This window comes from Butyrivibrio sp. YAB3001 (assembly GCF_900112195.1).
GTDB lineage: Bacteria > Bacillota > Clostridia > Lachnospirales > Lachnospiraceae > Butyrivibrio.
In genome coordinates this window covers 348924-367793 of record NZ_FOKR01000002.1, presented here as the reverse complement: position 1 = coordinate 367793, position 18870 = coordinate 348924, and the positions used below count along the sequence as shown (strand labels likewise).

17 protein-coding genes are annotated in these 18870 nt (G+C 39.5%); 16 read left to right on the top strand and 1 reads right to left on the bottom strand.

Annotation, left to right across the window (positions count from 1 at the left end; all coding sequences use genetic code 11):
- Nucleotides 1-181: 181 nt before the first annotated feature.
- The 15 genes from BM086_RS01620 (at nt 182) to ilvN (ending at nt 14905) form a co-directional block, all read left to right on the top strand.
- Nucleotides 182-643, top strand: a complete 462-nt coding sequence (locus BM086_RS01620; protein WP_092322431.1) for an RpiB/LacA/LacB family sugar-phosphate isomerase — start codon at nt 182-184, stop codon at nt 641-643.
- A 220-nt stretch (nt 644-863) separates the two neighbouring features.
- On the top strand, nt 864-1883 hold the full coding sequence (locus BM086_RS01615) for a PD-(D/E)XK nuclease family transposase (protein WP_092322428.1): 1020 nt from the start codon (nt 864-866) through the stop codon (nt 1881-1883).
- A 342-nt stretch (nt 1884-2225) separates the two neighbouring features.
- A complete protein-coding gene (locus BM086_RS01610; protein WP_092322424.1) occupies nt 2226-2498 on the top strand; it encodes a hypothetical protein in 273 nt (90 codons plus the stop codon).
- 29 nt (nt 2499-2527) lie between these two features.
- Nucleotides 2528-3217 carry a F0F1 ATP synthase subunit A gene (locus tag BM086_RS01605; RefSeq protein WP_092322420.1) on the top strand — a complete coding sequence of 230 codons (690 nt, stop codon included), beginning with the start codon at nt 2528-2530 and terminating at the stop codon, nt 3215-3217.
- Between the two features lie 75 nt (nt 3218-3292).
- Nucleotides 3293-3508: an ATP synthase F0 subunit C gene (gene atpE, locus BM086_RS01600; RefSeq protein WP_092322417.1), complete on the top strand. Its 216-nt coding sequence runs from the start codon at nt 3293-3295 to the stop codon at nt 3506-3508.
- A gap of 31 nt (nt 3509-3539) precedes the next feature.
- Nucleotides 3540-4031, top strand: a complete 492-nt coding sequence (locus tag BM086_RS01595) for an ATP synthase F0 subunit B (protein ID WP_092322414.1) — start codon at nt 3540-3542, stop codon at nt 4029-4031.
- Complete coding sequence (atpA, locus tag BM086_RS01590) at nt 4024-5820, top strand: F0F1 ATP synthase subunit alpha (protein ID WP_242952103.1); 1797 nt, start codon at nt 4024-4026, stop codon at nt 5818-5820. The genes BM086_RS01595 and atpA overlap by 8 nt, the downstream gene beginning before the upstream one ends.
- Before the next feature lie 10 nt (nt 5821-5830).
- Nucleotides 5831-6799: an ATP synthase F1 subunit gamma gene (atpG, locus tag BM086_RS01585; RefSeq protein WP_092322409.1), complete on the top strand. Its 969-nt coding sequence runs from the start codon at nt 5831-5833 to the stop codon at nt 6797-6799.
- Complete coding sequence (gene atpD, locus BM086_RS01580) at nt 6796-8187, top strand: F0F1 ATP synthase subunit beta (protein WP_092322406.1); 1392 nt, start codon at nt 6796-6798, stop codon at nt 8185-8187. The genes atpG and atpD overlap by 4 nt, the downstream gene beginning before the upstream one ends.
- Nucleotides 8188-8189: 2 nt before the next feature.
- Nucleotides 8190-8618, top strand: coding sequence for an ATP synthase F1 subunit epsilon (atpC, locus tag BM086_RS01575; protein ID WP_092322403.1), 429 nt, complete (start codon nt 8190-8192; stop codon nt 8616-8618).
- A 30-nt stretch (nt 8619-8648) separates the two neighbouring features.
- Nucleotides 8649-9176, top strand: a complete 528-nt coding sequence (locus tag BM086_RS01570) for a hypothetical protein (RefSeq protein WP_092322400.1) — start codon at nt 8649-8651, stop codon at nt 9174-9176.
- Nucleotides 9109-10242 (top strand): acyltransferase family protein, encoded by a 1134-nt coding sequence (locus BM086_RS01565; RefSeq protein ID WP_092322397.1) that lies wholly within the window; start codon nt 9109-9111, stop codon nt 10240-10242. The genes BM086_RS01570 and BM086_RS01565 overlap by 68 nt, the downstream gene beginning before the upstream one ends.
- A 33-nt stretch (nt 10243-10275) precedes the next feature.
- Nucleotides 10276-12732 (top strand): homocysteine S-methyltransferase family protein, encoded by a 2457-nt coding sequence (locus BM086_RS01560; RefSeq protein WP_092322394.1) that lies wholly within the window; start codon nt 10276-10278, stop codon nt 12730-12732.
- Between the two features lie 42 nt (nt 12733-12774).
- A complete protein-coding gene (gene ilvB, locus BM086_RS01555) occupies nt 12775-14403 on the top strand; it encodes a biosynthetic-type acetolactate synthase large subunit (protein ID WP_092322391.1) in 1629 nt (542 codons plus the stop codon).
- 19 nt (nt 14404-14422) lie between these two features.
- Nucleotides 14423-14905, top strand: a complete 483-nt coding sequence (ilvN, locus tag BM086_RS01550; protein ID WP_092322388.1) for an acetolactate synthase small subunit — start codon at nt 14423-14425, stop codon at nt 14903-14905.
- Between the two features lie 120 nt (nt 14906-15025).
- On the opposite strand, the gene BM086_RS01545 is transcribed toward ilvN, so the two are convergent.
- Nucleotides 15026-17851, bottom strand: coding sequence for an InlB B-repeat-containing protein (locus BM086_RS01545; RefSeq protein WP_092322385.1), 2826 nt, complete (start codon nt 17849-17851; stop codon nt 15026-15028).
- 312 nt (nt 17852-18163) lie between these two features.
- On the opposite strand from BM086_RS01545, the gene BM086_RS01540 reads away from it, so the two are divergent.
- Entirely contained in the window at nt 18164-18856 is a 693-nt protein-coding gene (locus BM086_RS01540; protein ID WP_092322381.1) for an iron-sulfur cluster assembly scaffold protein, read from the top strand.
- Nucleotides 18857-18870 lie beyond the last annotated feature (14 nt).

Genomic DNA, 18870 nt, shown 5'->3' with positions numbered 1-18870 from the left:
GGTTTGAGAACCTTGTTAGATCATAAGAATGTAAAACATAAAGCAATACACGGATTGACTTCCAGTCAGTTTGAGAACCTTGTTAGATCATAAGAATGTAAAACATAAGTTACAGATTTCATACCGATATAACTGTTTGAGAATCTTGTTAGAGCATGAAAAATAGAAATGGAGGATTATTATGACTATTGCAATGGCAAATGATCACGCAGGCACTGAAATGAAAAATGAGATTAAGGCATATCTTATTTCTCAAGGTTATGAAGTGAAGGATTTTGGAACCTTTGATAATGAATCCTGTGATTTATCAGATTTTGTTTATCCAGCGGCACTTGCTGTTGCAAAGGGTGAATGTGATAGAGGAATCTTTTGTGATGGAGTAGGGTATGGAAGCGCCCTGATTGCAAACAAGATAAGTGGCTGCTATGCTGCAGTATGTCAGGATCCACTCTGTGCCACACTTGCAAGACAGCATACGGATTCAAATATTCTTTGCCTTGGCGCGAAGATAATAGGCGGTCTTATGAGCATGGAAATCGTTAAGACCTGGCTTAACACTGAACCTTTGATGGAAGAGAAGTACCGCAGACGTGTGCAAAAAGTATGTGACATAAATGATAAGCATTGTGTACCGGTGCGGTAGGATGTACTTGTATGCAAAGAAAGAGTTGTTTTTTACTGTTTTGATAGATAATTCTTTAGAAGAATTAATAATTTTCGACGGTAAATCTTAAGAATTTAGTGCTACACTAGAATCTGTGCCTGTTCCAGGGCACAGATTTTTCTGTTACATCTTATTTTCCAAAGCCGGCCGGCTGAAAAATTCAGAATTGTAGCAAATATGAAGACTTAAGAGGAACCAAATGAAAAATAATAATTTAAGGCAGTATTTTCCTATGCTTAGAACTAAGCAGGAAATATTGGAAGAAATTTACTCAAATGAGGAGCTTATCAAGCTTTTTAATTCTTGGGAGAGGTATCAGCAGGAAGAATTCTTAAACATTTGCTCGGGTGCAAAAGGAATAAAAATGCTTTATGACAGCTTCTTTAAAGAGGTATTTAATCCTGAGTATGATCCGGAGAGACTATCCAATCTGCTAAGTACACTAATGGGCAGAAAGGTTAAGTTTAAATTCATACTTCCCAATGATACCACTCGCCTTGGAGATGAATTGTCTCTTGTTATAACTGATATTGTGGTTGAACTTGAGGACGGGACAATAGCAAATGTTGAAGTACAAAAGCTGGGATATGCTTTTACCGGAGAAAGAGCTTCCTGCTATTCGGCAGATTTGCTGCTTAGGCAGTATAAGCGTATTCGCGATGAGAAAAAGAAGAAGTTTACATATAAGGACGTTGCACCTGTTTATACCATAGTCTTTATGGAAAAGAGTTCAGATGAATTTCATGCGTTCATGAATACGTATATCCACAATATCAATTATGTGTCAAACACAGGTCTTAAGCTAAATATGCTTCAAAATTTTATGTTTATCCCGATTGATATTTTCCTGAAGAAACTCCATAATAATGGTATAAATAATGAACTTGATGCATGGCTGACATTCTTAGGCTGTGATGAACCAGAATACATTGTGGAGCTAATTCAGAAATATCCGTATTTTAAAAAGTTCTATGATGATATTTATGAGATGTGTCTAAATGTGGAAGGGGTGATGAGCATGTTTTCAAAAGAACTTCAGATACTAGACCAGAACACTGTAAGATACATGATTGATGAACTTCAAGAGAAACTTGATGTTGCAACAGCTACGCTAGCTGATAAAGATAAAGTCATTGCCGATAATATTGCGGCTCTTGCAGATAAGGACGTTACTATTAAGAAGCTTCAAGAAGAGCTGGAAAAATACAAGAATGCATAACAATTTATAAATAAAAACATTTTATTATATGAGGCTGACCCGTAGAATGGTCAGCCTTTTAGATTACAAAAATAACAAAGTAAAATCGCACTTTAAAAAATAGCTAAGCATATGATTATAATTGATTGTTTATCTATATATAATTAAGGCTTTATCGTTTTTTAACACAATAATGTTATGATAAAATGACAGAGTTATAATGGCTTTTTAAATGGGAAAGGAGACTTACTCAATGGGAAAGTTGTATAGTCTTAGGATAAAATTGACCGCATTCTTTCTGATACCTGTCATTTTTCCTCAGTAATCGCCATCATTTTTGCAAAAAGTGAATTTCGTCAGGCAATGTCAATCTGTGTTGACCGCCAGGAAATATCACTTCGCACCTCAGAAGGTTTCCTTAGCCCTTCACAGTGCGCACCGTTAAAAGGCTTTGTACCTATCGCGCAGGCAGCTGAGTGGTATGGAGACTACGGAACATACTATGCTGACCACAGTAAGGGTGTTGCACCAACCGGAGATATGGCAAAGCTTGTAATAAAAAACATTATTTTGCTTGACTGTAATTATGTAGAAAGAAATATATATTGTTGTAAAATATTATTTCATTTTTTATAATAGTAGTTGAAAAATGATGGGGTGTGGATATGGATATTAAGGAACTACTAAACGAAATCCTTTTAAAGGATAAGGCTTTCATTCATCTACCGTTCGGTGATGGGAAATTTGATATTTATGAATCAGTGGTAGTCACATGGATCATTATGGCTATTATTCTTGTTGCGCTTCTGATCCTGACACGTGGCTTTAAGGTTCATAATATTTCTAAGAGGCAAGCTGCGGTAGAGGGCTTTGTGCTTTGGCTAAGAGGCCTTGTGGGTGGAATGCTTGGCGAAGAGGGTGAGCGATATACTGACTATATTTTTACAGTCCTGGTATATCTTGCAGTATCAAACATGATTGGCCTGTTTGGCTTTGTGCCTCCGACCATGGATATCAATGTTACTGCTGCGTTATCTTTAATGAGTATTTTTCTTGTAGAAGCTGCAGGCATCAGGAAAAAGAAATTCAGGGGATGGCTAAAGAGCTTTGCACAGCCAATGGCTGTTGTGACTCCCATGAATATCTTAGAACTTGCAATCAGACCTCTTTCTTTGTGCATGCGATTGTTCGGTAATATTATCGGTGCGACGGTTATTATGGAACTTATCAAGCATGTATTTCCACTTATTTTACCTGTGCCGTTTTGTCTGTACTTTGATATATTTGACGGACTTATCCAGGCATACGTCTTTGTATTTCTTACTTCTCTTTACATAAAAGAAGCTGTTGAGTAATGAGAAGGCAGATCATATAAATCAGATTTTAACAATTTTTTATCAACCTTAACAAAAACAAGGAGGAAAAATTATATGGATTTATCAGCAATTGGAGCAGCTATTGCAGTTTTTACAGGATTAGGTGCAGGTTTAGGAATCGGTCTGGCAACATCTAAGGCAACAGATGCAGTAGCAAGACAGCCTGAGGCGGACGGCAAGATCATGAAGCTTTTGCTTCTTGGATGCGCCCTTGCAGAAGCAACCGCTATCTATGGCTTTGTAGTAGCTATAATGATTTTGTTTACTTAAAGCATATACTCCATGAAGGAAGGAAAAAATAGTGTTAGATTTTAGTCCTATAAATATAATATGCATTATAGCCAATTTACTGATCTTGTATCTTATTTTTAAAATCTTCTTATTCAAAAAAGTAGATGCTATTTTGGCGCAAAGACGTGATGAGATTGACGAGGCAACCAAAGCTGCTGATATTGCGACCAAGTCTGCGCTTGATACCAAGAGAGAATATGAAGAGAAGATTTCTCATGCAGAGGAAGAAAAAGAGCAGATACTTGCAGACATCAAGAAAAAAGGATACGAAGAGTACGAGAAAATTGTAGACGATGCCAAGAAAAAGGGCGAGCAGATACTTCTCGAGGCTAAACATAATGCAGAAGTTGAAAATGAGAGGGCAAAAGAGGCATATGCAACCGAACTTACAGATATGGTTATACATGCTGCCTCAAAGATTGCCGCTACAAAACATAATGCTAGTGATGACAAAGAACTATATGACAAGTTTATAATTGAAGCTGGAGCAGATAATGAGTGAAAAAGTAAATGCATTATTAAGATATGCAAGTACTGCGCCGAGCCAAGAGCAGATTTCTAAAATAAAAAATGTTTTATGTCAGAAATTTGATACCACTGATATTGAGCTTGAAGTAAAGCTTGATGAATCAATTGGTGGTGGCTTTATTGTATCTTGTGGTAATTTTGAATATGACTGGAGTGACGCCGGTAGAGTAAGGCAGCTTCGGGCAGAACTGGAAAATCTTAAGCATGTCAGTGGAGCTAATGATACAAATAAGATCATCTCCATGTTTAGTGAAAAAGTCGAGAATTTCAGCCTTTCTCTTGAAGACAGAGAGGTTGGAACCGTAGTCTGGGTTGGTGATGGAATCGCCAATGTAGATGGTATTGAACATGCTTTTTATGGTGAGATCATTGAGTTCGAAGATGGAACCAAGGGCATGGCTCAGGATATTCGAAAAGATCATATAGGATGTATCCTTTTTGGTAATGATACAGGTATCAGACAGGGAACAAAGGCTGTAAGAACTTATAAGGAAGCCGGAATTCCTGTTGGTGAAGCCTTTATCGGAAGAGTAATTGATGCATTAGGCGCGCCAATCGACGGGCTTGGAAGTATCAAGGAATCAGGATACAGACCTGTTGAGCAGCCTGCACCAGGTATCATTGAGAGGCAGTCGGTCAATGAACCTATGGAGACCGGAATTTTGTCCATTGATACTATGTTCCCGATTGGAAGAGGACAGAGGGAGCTTATTATCGGTGACAGACAGACCGGTAAAACATCGATTGCCCTTGATACCATAATTAACCAAAAGGGCAAGAATGTAATCTGTATCTATGTTGCCATAGGTCAGAAGGCTTCTACAGTTGCCAAAATTGTACAGACTTTGAAAAATAATGGCGCTATGGACTATTCAATAGTAGTTAGTTCTACAGCTGCAGATATGGCGCCACTTCAGTATATCGCTCCTTATTCGGGAGCTGCAATGGCAGAATACTTCATGTATCAAGGAAAAGATGTTCTTATTGTTTATGATGATCTTTCCAAGCATGCCGTTGCATACAGAGCTCTTTCATTACTTCTTGAAAGATCACCGGGAAGAGAAGCTTATCCGGGAGATGTATTCTATCTGCACTCAAGACTTCTTGAAAGAGCAAGTAAGCTTTCTTCAGAACTTGGTGGTGGTTCAATCACAGCACTACCTATAATTGAAACTCTTGCAGGCGATGTATCTGCATATATACCTACCAACGTTATTTCTATCACAGATGGACAGATATTCCTTGAGAGTGATCTGTTCTTTGAGGGTATGAGACCTGCGGTAAATGTAGGACTTTCTGTTTCCAGAGTTGGTAGCGCAGCGCAGACTAAGGCTATGAAAAAAGCTGCCGGCAGTATAAGAGTTGATCTTGCTCAGTACAGAGAAATGGCTGTGTTTACACAGTTTAGTTCTGATCTTGATGAGACTACCAAGAATCAGCTTGCACATGGAAATGTGCTAATGGAATTGTTAAAACAGCCTCTCGAGCATCCTCTTGCTATGCATGAGCAGGTAATTATTCTGGTTGCATCAGGCGCAAAGCGTCTTGATATGCTTCCAATCAAACAGGTTAAGGATTACAAGCAGAAGCTTCTTAATTACTTTAATACTGAACAGACAGAAATCTGTGAAGAACTTGAAAAGAGCGGAGATCTGTCAGATCAGCTAAGAAAGAGGATTATCGAAGCTGTAGATACTTTCAATGACATTGAGAACAAAAAGCTCAAAAATGAAGTTGAAGAAATGCAAAAGCAAAAAGTATGAGGTCATATAATTGGCTACGATAAAAGAAATCCGTGACCGTATTAACAGCGTCAACGATACAAGAAAAATTACAAATGCAATGTATCTAATCTCATCTACAAAACTGCGACGAGCCAAAAAGATGCTGACTGATACCGAACCATTTTTCTTTGCTACCCAGGCTATGATATCAAGAGTTGTAAGGCATCTGCCTCCCGGTGTAGAGAATATCTTTTTGGAGACAAGATCGGATATTCCGGAAAAGCAGAGAAGAAAAGGTTACATCATTTTTACAGATGATAAGGGCCTTGCAGGTGCGTACAACCACAATGTACTTAAGGTTGCAGAGGAACATATCTTAAATGACAGCGATAAGTGGAAACTTTTCGTTATCGGTGAGGTTGGAAGATTTTATTTTTTATCCAAGGACATGAATATTGAGGAATCATTCATGTTCACATCGCATAATCCAACGCTTCACAGGGCAAGGAAAATTGCAGCGGAAATTCTTGAATACTACTATAACAGAGAAATAGATGAGTTTTATATCGTGTACACAACTGTACATGGAAATGTCTGTGAGACCAAGTTTGAAAAGCTTTTGCCTCTTGATATCATTACTGATATTCGGAGGGAACAGCCACTTCCAGGAGCAATCCTTGAAGAATTCTTGATGGAACCAAGTCCATCGGCGATTCTTGATAACATTGTTCCAAACTATGTTACGGGATATATTTACGGGGCTTTGGTTGAGGCTTTCTGTAGTGTACAGAGTTCACGAATGATGGCAATGGATTCAGCCAACAAGAATGCACAGAAGATGCTTGATGATCTTCAGCGAACATATAACAGGCAAAGGCAGGCTATGATAACCCAGGAGATAACTGAGGTTGTAAGTGGAGCCAAGGCGCTTAAGAGAGCCAAAATGGCTAAGGCTGCTGAAAAGGCCAGGATAAGTCCTGATGCCAAGATGATAGATGAAACGAGGAAACTCTATTGAATACTGGAAAGATAGCGCAGGTCATGGGACCTGTAGTGGATGTAAGATTTGAAGATGGTGACCTTCCTTTTATCAGTGATGCGCTTATAGTTTATGTTGAAGATAAAAAGAGGGTGATGGAAGTATCACAGCATATCGGTGAAGATGTAGTGCGTTGCATCATGCTTGCGCCAAGTGAGGGACTGTGCAAAGATATGACAGTTTATCCTACCGGCGGACCGATAACTGTGCCTGTTGGTGAAGAGGTTCTTGGAAGACTTTTTAATGTCCTTGGAGAACCTATTGACCACAAGGGTGATATTACTCCTTCTGACAACTGGCGGATTCACAGAGATGCACCAAAGCTTGTTGATCAGAGCCCTGTTGTTGAAGTTCTTGAGACAGGAATTAAGGTTATTGACCTTCTTGCCCCTTATGCCAAGGGTGGTAAGATTGGTCTGTTTGGCGGCGCAGGTGTAGGAAAGACTGTGCTTATTCAGGAACTCATTCAGAATATCGCCACTGAGCATGGCGGCTATTCAATTTTTACCGGTGTTGGTGAGCGTTCAAGAGAGGGAAATGACCTTTGGTCTGAAATGACAGAATCCGGAGTTATCAGTAAGACTGCCTTGGTATTTGGTCAGATGAATGAGCCTCCGGGAGCGCGTATGCGTGTTGCCGAGACCGGACTTACAATGGCAGAGTATTTTAGAGATGTAAAGCATCAGGATGTGCTTTTGTTCATTGATAATATCTTTAGATTTGTACAGGCTGGTTCTGAGGTTTCATCACTTCTTGGAAGAATGCCTTCAGCGGTTGGTTATCAGCCGACTCTTTCAACTGATCTAGGTATGCTTCAGGAGAGAATCACTTCCACGAGACTAGGTTCCGTAACTTCTGTTCAGGCTGTATATGTGCCTGCGGATGACCTTACAGACCCGGCTCCTGCTACGACATTTGCTCACCTTGATGCTACGACCGTTCTTTCAAGAAAGATTGTTGAACAGGGTATTTATCCAGCTGTTGATCCGCTTGAATCTTCCAGCAGAATCCTTGAGGAATCTGTAGTTGGCCATGATCACTACGAGACTGCTATGCGTGTTCAGGAAATTCTTCAGAAGTATAAAGAGCTTCAGGATATTATTGCAATTCTTGGAATGGAAGAACTTAGCGATGAGGATAAGCAGACTGTATTCAGAGCAAGAAAGATTCAGAGATTCCTTTCACAGCCTTTCCATGTAGCTGAACAGTTTACCGGAATTCCGGGCAAATTTGTTCCTTTGGCTGAGACTGTTAAGGGATTCATGGCAATAATAAACGGAGATATGGATAGTTATCCGGAAGCAGCTTTCTTTAATGTAGGCACGATTGATGAAGTCATTGAGAAAGCTAAGCAGATTGAGGCATAAAAATGAGTGATAAGCTACCTACCTTTGGACTTCAGGTTATATCAGTAAATGGTATGTTCTATGATGACAGGGCAGAGGAGATTATTTTACCATGTTCCGATGGTGAGCTTGCAATCCTATCGGGACATGAGGAAATGATCCTTGCCCTTTCTGATGGTGTTCTGAAGATAAAGAAACCCGGCGGAGAGTGGATTTACGGTGTCGTAAGTCTTGGGTCTGTTCAGGTTGCCAATAACAGGTGTATAGTAATTGTTAATACAATAGAGAAACCTGAGGATATTGATAAACTGCGAGCTCAGGAAGCGTACGAATTTGCTATGGAACATCTGCAGCAGAAGCAGTCCATAAAAGAATTCAAGAAATCCCAGGCAGGTCTTGCAAGAGCGCTTACAAGACTAAAAGCTGCCTCGAAGTATTCGGGATTAAAATAAGAAATTGTAACATATTGGAGATAGATTTTTGTGATTAAGGCATTTTTTAGATTTAGACTTTTGATTTGTGCAAGTGTTTTATCTGCTTTGACATTAACTGGCTGCGGAAAAGGAAGTTCCGATGGTTTGGCCACATATAAGGAGGAGATGACACAGTTTTACGATAAGCTTTCCTATTACGATACTTCCATTAATGCAATAGAAGCAGATTCTGAGAATGCAAAGGTTCAGCTGCTTGGTTATCTCGATGAGATGAATGAGACATATAAGTCAATGGCAGCATGTGAGATTCCGGATGAATTTAGCGGGATTTCTGATATTGCAGCTGAGGCGGCTGATTATATGCAGATGGCAAATGAATGTTATCATTTTGCATATGACGGAGCATTTGACGAGGAGAACGAACAGCTGGCTTTTCAATACTATCAGCGAGCTAACAGTAGGGCGCAGGTAATGCTTCAGGTTCTTCACGGGGAGGTTCCAAGTGGTGATGGAGTTACAGTCACTACTCAGGAAGCCGGACAGTTTGATACTATTGGGGAAGCTGAAGATAATTGAGGGTATGAAAGAAAACAGATTTTTATATGCTGCAAGGTTTATAGCATGCCTTGCAGTTATATTTATTCACACAAGATTTCCGGGGGTGGCAGGACAGTACATAGATGCACTCTCGAGATTTGCAGTTCCATTCTTTTTTGCAGTTTCGGGCAGATATTTGCTTGGAACCGGTGTAAGCATGGATTGTCAGGATTCGCGTTATATACGAAGCAGAATGAAAAAGACGCTGCTTAAAACAGTCAGGATTACTTTTTTTATCTATAGTATTTATCTATTATTTTCTTTTATTTATCATGTATTGAACAAAATATCGGTAAAAGAGTGGCTTGCTTCCAAATTTAATCCAGGTGAAGCGGTCATTTTTCTGATGTATAATTCGGGCAAATTCATATACGATGGTTCTTATACTTTTGACCATTTGTGGTATTTATTTGCTCTTATCTACGTTTATATTCTTATTTATGTATTTGCTCCTGTGCTTAGAAAATGGTATAAGGCACTGATATTTATCCTGCTCTCGTTTTTGTATTTTGGAGAGCTTTTACAGACCTATTATCCTATAAGGCCTTTTGGAATAAATATCTGTACATGGTATGTTCTTAGGAACTGGCTTTTTGTGGGAATCCCGTTTGTGCTCATTGGGATACTGTTTTCTGACCATATGGAAAAAAATAATGTCTCCATGTCATTAGAAGAAAGACTTCTCTGGAATAAGAAAATAAAGAGAAATTCTTTGATTTTTCTTATGGCAGGGGTTGCCATAACTATAGTTGAACAGAGCATTTTAGCCAAGAAAGAAGTGTATATCGGCTCAGTGATAATAGTAGTGAGCCTTTTGTTTTTATCTGAGTGTGGGCTCCCAGGAGGAAGGTTTTTATGGAAACTTGGAAAAAAATCTTCTTCAAATATTTATTTTTATCATGTACTTATCATAGCTTGTATTGATATAATGTCGAATAATGGAATTATTCCTGTGCCGGCAATGTGGCTCAAGCCATTTCTTATTGCAGCTATTTGCATCGTATTGTTTTATCTTAATCCATTTGTGCAAAAAAAAGCAGGATGAGGACAAATCAGAAAAATATAAGGAACATTGAACATGAATAGACAAGAGTTTTTAGAATTTGCCAGTAACAAAATAGTGCTGCTTGATGGCGCAACGGGAACTAATCTTATGAAGGCAGGGATGCCTGCCGGAGTATGCCCTGAGAGCTGGATCCTAGAGCATAAGGATGTGATGAGAGACCTTCAGAAGAGTTATGCAGATGCCGGCTCTGACATTATTTATGCGCCAACTTTTACCGGAAACAGGATAAAACTTGCCGATTATGGTCTTGGTGACAAGATAGAAGAAATAAATACAGAACTTGTGAAGTTTGCCAAAAGTGCAGCTCCGAATGCGCTTATTGCAGGTGATATCACAATGACAGGAAGGCAGCTTAAGCCAATCGGAGATCTTGATTTTGAAGAACTTGTGGATGTTTACAAGGAGCAGATTCAGATACTTGAAAAAGCAGGATGTGATCTTCTTGTAGTTGAGACAATGATGAGCCTTCAGGAATGCAGAGCAGCACTCATAGCAGCAAAAGAAGTATCTGACCTTGCTGTTATAGTTACGCTTACTTTTGAAGCAGATGGTCGCACATTGTATGGTTCTGACCCTGCAGCTTCTGCAATTACCTTAGAAGCTCTTGGAGCAAGCGCGATAGGTGCTAACTGCTCAACAGGCCCTGATAAGATGGAAGATATAATAAGAAGCATGACTTCTGTGACAACCATACCTATCATTGCAAAGCCAAATGCAGGTCTTCCTTCTGTTGATGCTGATGGCAATACTGAATATGATATGGACAGCGCCACTTTTGTAAATGAAATGGAGCGACTTCTTAAGGCAGGAGCATCTATAATCGGTGGCTGCTGTGGAACAAATCCTGAATATATACGTGGTCTTAAGGAAAAATATGGAAATCTTGATCCAAAGAACATCACCGATTCTGAAGGAAATCCTATCCCAAGAAAAATCTGTGGCAGGAGATATCTTTCATCTGAAAGAATGAGTCTTTCTTTTGGCATGGATGATAATTTCATGATCGTAGGAGAAAGGATAAATCCTACAGGCAAAAAGAAACTTCAGGCACAGCTTCGTGAAGGCAACCTTGATATGGTATGCGAATTTGCTGAGAATCAGGAAAAAGAAGGTGCTTCTATTCTTGATATTAATGTAGGCATGAGTGGAATCGATGAAAATGAAATGATGTTAAAAGTCCTTGAGGAAGTTATGACTATAACAAGCCTTCCTCTTTGCATCGATACCAGCAGCGCTGAAGTAATGGAGGCTGCTCTTAGAATTTATCCCGGAAGGGCACTGATGAATTCAATCTCTCTTGAAAAGGGTAAGGCAGAAAAATTCCTTCCTCTGGCTAAAAAATATGGAGCAATGTTTATTCTTTTGCCACTTGCAGAAGCTCTTCCTAAGGATTCACAGGAGAAGATAGAAAATATCCATGCGATCACCAAAATGGCTCAGGAACTGGGAATGTCTCTAGATGACATTGTTGTTGACGGACTTGTGGCAACAGTTGGAGCTGACCCGAATGCTGCTTTAAATACACTTGAAACAATTGAGTACTGCCATGCAAATAATTATGCTACTATCTGTGGGCTTTCAAATATTTCTTTTGGACTTCCTCAGAGAAGTAATGTAAACACAGCATTCCTTACCATGGCAATTGAAAAAGGCCTTACTATGGCTATTGCAAACCCGTCACAGGAGATGCTTGTAAATGCCGCATTTGCTTCAGATTTACTTAGGAAAAAAGAAGGTGCTGATGTAAGATATATTAAACGAATGGAGAGATACGCCGATCCACAAAAGGCTGAAAGTACTGTGGTTTCTGATAAAAAGCCTCAGGAAGAAGAGAGTATCCTTGAGGTGATAAAAAAAGACGTTCTAAACGGCTCAAAGCGCACCATCATGAAAGATACTCAGAAGGCAGTTGATGACGGAGTTTCTCCAAGACAGATCTTGGACGAAATCCTGATGCCTGCAATCAATGAAGTGGGAGCACTGTTTGAAAAGGGCAAGTATTTCCTTCCACAGCTTATTGCAAGCGCAGAAACCATGAAGATGTCAATAAGTCTTTTGGAGCCACTTCTTCAAAAAGATGCGGATAATGACAAGAAACTTCCGACAATTGTGGTTGCCACGGTTCATGGTGATATTCATGACATCGGCAAAAATCTGGTTACTCTGATGCTTAGAAATTATGGGTTTAACGTAATTGACCTTGGAAAAGATGTTCCAAGAGAAGAAATAATAAAATCGGCAAAAGAAAATGATGCCAGGATAATAGCTCTTTCAGCGCTTATGACAACGACCATGAAGGAAATGAAAAACGTGGTTGAACTTGCTCATAAGGAATGCCCGGATGTTAAGGTTATTATCGGCGGCGCGGTAGTTACTCAGGAATATGCAGATGAGATAGGCGCGGATGGATATTCCGGTGATGCTGCGGAAGCAGTCAGAGTTGTGAAAAAGCTTTTGGATATTGCATAAAGTTTTTTTGACCAATAGAAAAAAAGTGTGGAGGTTGGCTACATGATAGGAGCAGAAGTAATAGTAAAATGCCTTGAAAAAGAGAATGTTAAGGTTATTTTCGGTTATTCAGGCGTTGCAATAGATCCATTTTGGAACAAAATCCTGGATACTGATATTAAGAGAGTTCTTGTAAGGACAGAGCAAAATGCAGCTCACCTTGCAAGCGGCTATGCAAGAATAAGTGGTGGTGTAGGCGTATGCGCAGTTACATCAGGCCCAGGCGCCACAAATCTTATTACCGGAATTGCTACAGCTTATGCTGACAGTATTCCTCTTGTTGCTATTACAGGACAGGTCAACAGTGATATGATAGGCAGTGATGTTTTTCAGGAGGCTGATATCACAGGAGCTGTTGAATCATTTGTTAAGTATAGCTACCTTGTAAGGGATGTAGCTGATCTTCCACGAATAATCAAGGAAGCTTTCTATATTGCAAGCACGGGAAGACGCGGACCTGTACTTATTGATATTCCTTTTGATATTCAGAACGCAGAGTTTTCAGGAAAGTTTTCATATCCTGAATCAATTTCAATGCGAAGCTATAAGCCGACTGTTAAGGGAAATATTGTTCAGATAAAAAAGGTTATTAAAGAGGTAGAACACGCAAAGAGACCAATAATCTGTGTTGGAGGCGGAGTTCATCTTAGCGGCGCCACCAAAGAGATCAGGAAATTTGCTGAATTAAACAGTGTTCCTGTGGTTTCGACCATGATGGGAATTGGTGTCATGCCTTCTGAGCATCCTCTTTATTTTGGAATGGTTGGTAATAACGGACAGCCATTTGCAAACAGGGCAATGAATGAATCAGACCTTCTTTTGATGGTAGGGGCAAGAGTTGCAGATAGAGCAGTCAACAGACCTGACCTTATTACTGAGAACAAAGTCATGGTGCATATTGATGTGGACCCGGCAGAGATTGGTAAAAATGTTGGACCTACAATTCCGCTTGTTGGGGATATAAAAAATATATTCCAGGATTTTCTTGAACAGGATGATTATGCGGATGATCATTCAGACTGGCTTGATACTTTAAATGGCTATAGAAAAGAGATGGCATCTTTGAGAAAGCCATATGTGGGAGAATTTGTTGAACCCAAAGATTTCATAACAAAGCTTTCAGATGTTTTAAGGGATGATGCCATTTATGTTGCAGATGTGGGACAGAATCAGATGTGGTCCTGCGCATATCATAAGGTTAAGAACGGAAGATTTTTAACCTCAGGCGGAATGGGCACGATGGGGTATTCAATTCCGGCTGCTATGGGAGCCAAGCTTGCAGATAAATCCAAACAGGTTGTTGCTGTCATTGGTGACGGTGCATTTCAGATGTCCATGATGGAACTTGCAACCATGCGACAGTATGGAATTAATATCAAGATTATTGTCATGAAAAATGGCTTCCTTGGTATGGTAAGAGAGCATCAGCACTATGCTTATGAGGACCATTATTCAATGGTTGAACTTAAGGGTGATCCTGATCTTTCACTTATAGCTGCGGCCTATGGTATGGAATATATGAAAGTTGACGGTAAATGTGATATTTCTGCTAAGCTTTCAGAGTTTTTTGCAGATGATAAGTCGGGACTAATGGAAGTAACTGTTGATCCCATGGAACTTGTAAAGTATTGAGCATAGGAGGCTTTTGTTTATGAGAAGAATATATTCAGTCCTTGTAGAGAACAGAGCCGGTGTGCTCTCAAAGGTTGCAGGTCTTTTTGCAAGAAGAAATTTTAATATCGATTCCCTTGTTGTTGGCGAAACTGCTGACAAGAGTGTTTCAGCCATGACTATTGTTTCAAGCGGAGATGAGCGGACAATAGAACAGATTGAAAAGCAGCTAAACAAAAAGATAGATGTTATCAAGGTTAAGACATTTAAGGAGAGCATGAGTATCAATCGTGAACTTATGCTTATCAAGGTTAAATACAATAAAGAAAACAGGCGTGATATCATGGAGAATTGTGAAATCATGCAGGCACAGATTGTAGATATGTCAAAGAATATGATGATGATACAGATCTGCGATACATCTGAAAGAATCGAACTGTTCATTGAGATGTTAAAGAGCGTCAGCATTGTGGAGATTGCCCGTACGGGAACTGTTGCGTTAACTAAGTGCAGAGAACAATAAAAAGAAAATCCCTGAATATCATTTGCATGTACTGTAATGATACTCAGGGATTTGTTTTGCTAATTATCAAATTCTTATTTCATAAAAATTGCTACGTTATGGGCGTGAACTTGCGTGATATTAATATCCTCTTCTTGCTTTGACTATAAGGACAATACTTATTATTGCCAGTATTAACGTTATCATCGCTATTGCAAAGAACTGAAGTATAAGCGTATTTGTATTTACTACTTCGTAGGCGATTGCATATTCTGAAAACTTGTCAGTTCTGAATGTTATCGTGTTCGAAGAACTATCAAGATTTTTTAATACATCAACTTTTCCGTGATGACTTCTTATAATGCAGAACTTTCTTCCGGATTTTTGATATTCAGCAGGTACCTGAATCACAACTTCAAGTTCTGCGCCGGTCTTATCAATTACGGTGCTGGTTCCGTTACTTGTTTTCATTATGAGAAAATCAAAGTAGGAAAGTGGTTTATAACCAACTACGCTCTGAAAATCTTTTTTTGTATCGGAGTCAAGTGTTGAACCATTTTCTGTAATACTTACATTAAAGGAAACAGGAGTGCCTTTAAGAACGGCAAGCTGTTCTTCATCTGATAAGGTCTCGATGATCACATTTTCAAAGTTCATAAGAGTTGGCTTGTCATGGTAAAGGGCAACAGAAGTTTCCTGTGCATCGGTTGCATAGCTGTTATTGACGGTTATCTGAAGCGTACCGTCTTCAAAGGCCTGCCTTAGCATTGGAAGAGCAGCGCGGTCTTTTATCAGATTTACAACCACGTCCTCATCAATGCCAAATCTTTGAAGGACGCTTCCTGTTGCCACATCATTAGACATGCTGCTTATAACTTCTTCATCGGATGTTATATATGTGTCATCGGCATATTCTTCTGCATCAAGGGTTTCTATTTCTTTTGGAATTTCCTCTTCAATAATAACCTGTTCCGGAAGTGCTCCAGATGTTACGGTATCTTCGTTATAGGGGGCGGAGTCAGCTGCTTTTGCTTCGATTTTAGTGCTTTGTCCTGCTGCGCTTGATACATTATTCTTTCCTGCTACCGGAGTCTGTGTCTGCTTTGGGGTAGGGATGAGCTCAAACGCAACTGCAATGGAATGCTTTTCCCTTACATTATTAAAGGTATAGCTTGCTACTGCGCCTATATTTTTTCCGTCAACTGCCACTGCGAGCACTCTGTAACCTGCCTGTGGCACCATATTGTAGGTGATGCTTCCGCCTTCCTGTACGAAGTAATCACCACTTGGAACAATGCTTCCTCCTGAATTGGCAATTCCCGAAACAATCTTGAAGGTTTTTGCCTGTTCTTTGATGAAGTTTGCAACTATATTTACGTCGTTTTTTATATTTTCTATTACATATTCGCTGCTTGTTGAAACAATCTGTCCGTTGATGCTCCAGCCGGCAAATTCATATCCACTGTAGGCTGTCTGTTTTATGCGTACATTTGAACCTGCGTCGTAAGTGCCTGCTCCTTCATATTTACCTGTATCCTGCGGATAAACAGATACAGATACGTTAAAACGACTTCTTTTAAATACAGCGGTGATATTCATATCATTAGTAACATTGTTTATCTGTATGGTAGAAGCATCAGATATAGTTCTGTTATTTTCAACAAAGCCTTCAAATACATAACCGGGTTTAGCTTTTGCTGTTATAGTTACATTTCCGCCATAGGCTACAGATTTGCTTTCTGATACAGTTCCGCCATCATTTGTGTTGACCGAAGTTCTGACGTAGCAGGTTGTTCTTTCAAATTTTGCAACAAGATATCTGTCACTGGAAATATCAGAAAGTGTTAGCTGGTGGGAAGAGGACAGGAGATTGTTTCCCTCGTACCAGCCCACGAATCTGAAATTATTATTTGGTGAAGCAGATACTGTTGTGCTGACTCCTTTTTTAACTGAACCGCCGCCTGCGATAGCGCCTCCGTTTTCAGGAGAGGCCGATACCTGAATAAGATAGTTTTCGGAAGTGATTGTAACTATGGCAGTGTCATAGACAGATGGGTCCTGCCTTGAAGTTGCTATTACAGCAAGAGAAGATGCTGATTCATTTGATGCGATTGTCAAAACACCATTATTTATACTTGTGCCGGAGCTTTGATGACCTGAAAGAGACCAGGTGACTGCATCATTGTAATCATAGCCGCCGCTTACAGTCGCTGAAAACTGGATTTTCTTTCCGGTTGGAGCTGTTGTGGAACCAGGAGTTATTACTACACGGTCAACATAAGGCTGCTGAGCTTTTACCACAACTACAAAGTTTACAGTTACGGAGTGATGCCTTCTATAATCATTTGCTGAGAAAAAAACAGCCTTTGCCTTGTAGGTTCCGGGTGACAGGTTAGGACGTACGTCAACACTGTATTCAAGTGATTCTCCCGGTTCAAGGTCGGTATTACTATCGGAGGCATAAACATTAAAACCATTACTTTGATCAAATAATTCATAAGTAACAGGAAATGCATTGTATCCGGTATTTACTATTGTAAACTGTGATGGAATGGTGACATCATCAGTGAAGATATGACCGAAATTGATGTTAGGAGTATAGCAGGATAAATCATAATCGAATGGATCGGGAACATATTCAGGCGGATCCGGATCAACCATTTCCATGCTCTCGGGCCTGTCTTCAGAAGAGGAGTTTTCTTCAAAAGTTTCAAAAGCTTCACTGTCTACCTTAATAGCGTCTGATTCAATTGCTATTTCTTCAGTATAAGATTCAGAATCAGATTCTGTAACGGAATTTGTATCTGAATTTTCTTCGTTATCAGAAGTATTTTCTTCTTCAATTTCAGTTCCGCCTTCACTATCTGTTGCAAAGGCTCTTATAATTGAGAAGCCGGTGATGGATGTGAGAATGAGCGAAATTGTAAGTAGTAGGGATAGAAGCTTTAGCAGTAGGTTGTTTTTCATTAGCAACTCCTTTTTTTTAGTTTTCATATTGTCACAATAATTGCATTTTATCTGACAATAAACACTATTATGATATTAATTATACGGATTTAAAGTTGTCAGAATAATTAAAATATTATTAAAAAATGGTTTTTATAAAATTTTTGTTAAAAAAATATCAGAAAGCATTGAAATATAGAGACTTTTATGTAAAAATAAGAATGGTGCTCAGAAATGGCAAACTGTATGCACCTCTTAGGTCAAATATCTGACCATTCTATTCTGGTAGTAAGTAATGAAAGTTACTTTACAATACGAAAGGAGATTTTTCACATGATTTACTCAACAGAGGTAAAAAATATGTGTCCCGTAACACAAGGGGTACATCATGGCGCTGCTCCCATTCCTGAAGAAGCTAAGTGGGTACAGTCCAAAGAAGTAAAAGATATTTCCGGCTATACTCATGGTATTGGTTGGTGCGCTCCTCAGCAGGGATGCTGCAAGCTTTCACTTAACGTTAAGGAAGGTATCATTCAGGAAGCGCTCGTTGAGACAATTGGTTGCTCCGGAATGACTCATTCAGCAGCTATGGCTTCTGAAATTCTTCCAGGACTTACAGTTCTTGAAGCACTTAACACAGACCTTGTTTGTGATGCTATCAATACAGCTATGAGAGAGCTGTTCCTTCAGATTGTTTATGGTAGAACACAGTCTGCTTTCTCTGAGGATGGACTTCAGATCGGTGCTGGTCTTGAAGATCTTGGTAAGGGAACACGTTCAATGGTTGGTACAACATATGGTACTCTTGAAAAGGGACCTCGTTACCTTGAACTTACAGATGGTTATATCACAGAGATCGCTCTTGACGAGAACGATGAGATCATCGGATATAAATATGTTAACTTCGGCAAGATGATGGACTTCATCAAGGCTGGTGATGACGCTAATACAGCTATGGAAAAGGCAAAGGGCCAGTATGGTCGTGTTGCTGATGCAGTAAGATGCATCGATCCAAGACATGAGTAATTAAGGTAAGGAGG

What these genes read in the sequence shown, in the direction of transcription:
- BM086_RS01620 (WP_092322431.1), top strand. Translation starts at nt 182, where the DNA reads ATGACTATTGCAATGGCAAATGATCACGCAGGCACTGAAATGAAAAAT.
- BM086_RS01615 (WP_092322428.1), top strand. Translation starts at nt 864, where the DNA reads ATGAAAAATAATAATTTAAGGCAGTATTTTCCTATGCTTAGAACTAAG.
- BM086_RS01610 (WP_092322424.1), top strand. Translation starts at nt 2,226, where the DNA reads ATGTCAATCTGTGTTGACCGCCAGGAAATATCACTTCGCACCTCAGAA.
- BM086_RS01605 (WP_092322420.1), top strand. Translation starts at nt 2,528, where the DNA reads ATGGATATTAAGGAACTACTAAACGAAATCCTTTTAAAGGATAAGGCT.
- atpE (WP_092322417.1), top strand. Translation starts at nt 3,293, where the DNA reads ATGGATTTATCAGCAATTGGAGCAGCTATTGCAGTTTTTACAGGATTA.
- atpA (WP_242952103.1), top strand. Translation starts at nt 4,024, where the DNA reads ATGAGTGAAAAAGTAAATGCATTATTAAGATATGCAAGTACTGCGCCG.
- atpC (WP_092322403.1), top strand. Translation starts at nt 8,190, where the DNA reads ATGAGTGATAAGCTACCTACCTTTGGACTTCAGGTTATATCAGTAAAT.
- BM086_RS01565 (WP_092322397.1), top strand. Translation starts at nt 9,109, where the DNA reads ATGGAGTTACAGTCACTACTCAGGAAGCCGGACAGTTTGATACTATTG.
- BM086_RS01560 (WP_092322394.1), top strand. Translation starts at nt 10,276, where the DNA reads ATGAATAGACAAGAGTTTTTAGAATTTGCCAGTAACAAAATAGTGCTG.
- ilvB (WP_092322391.1), top strand. Translation starts at nt 12,775, where the DNA reads ATGATAGGAGCAGAAGTAATAGTAAAATGCCTTGAAAAAGAGAATGTT.
- ilvN (WP_092322388.1), top strand. Translation starts at nt 14,423, where the DNA reads ATGAGAAGAATATATTCAGTCCTTGTAGAGAACAGAGCCGGTGTGCTC.
- BM086_RS01545 (WP_092322385.1), bottom strand. Translation starts at nt 17,851, where the DNA reads ATGAAAAACAACCTACTGCTAAAGCTTCTATCCCTACTACTTACAATT.
- BM086_RS01540 (WP_092322381.1), top strand. Translation starts at nt 18,164, where the DNA reads ATGATTTACTCAACAGAGGTAAAAAATATGTGTCCCGTAACACAAGGG.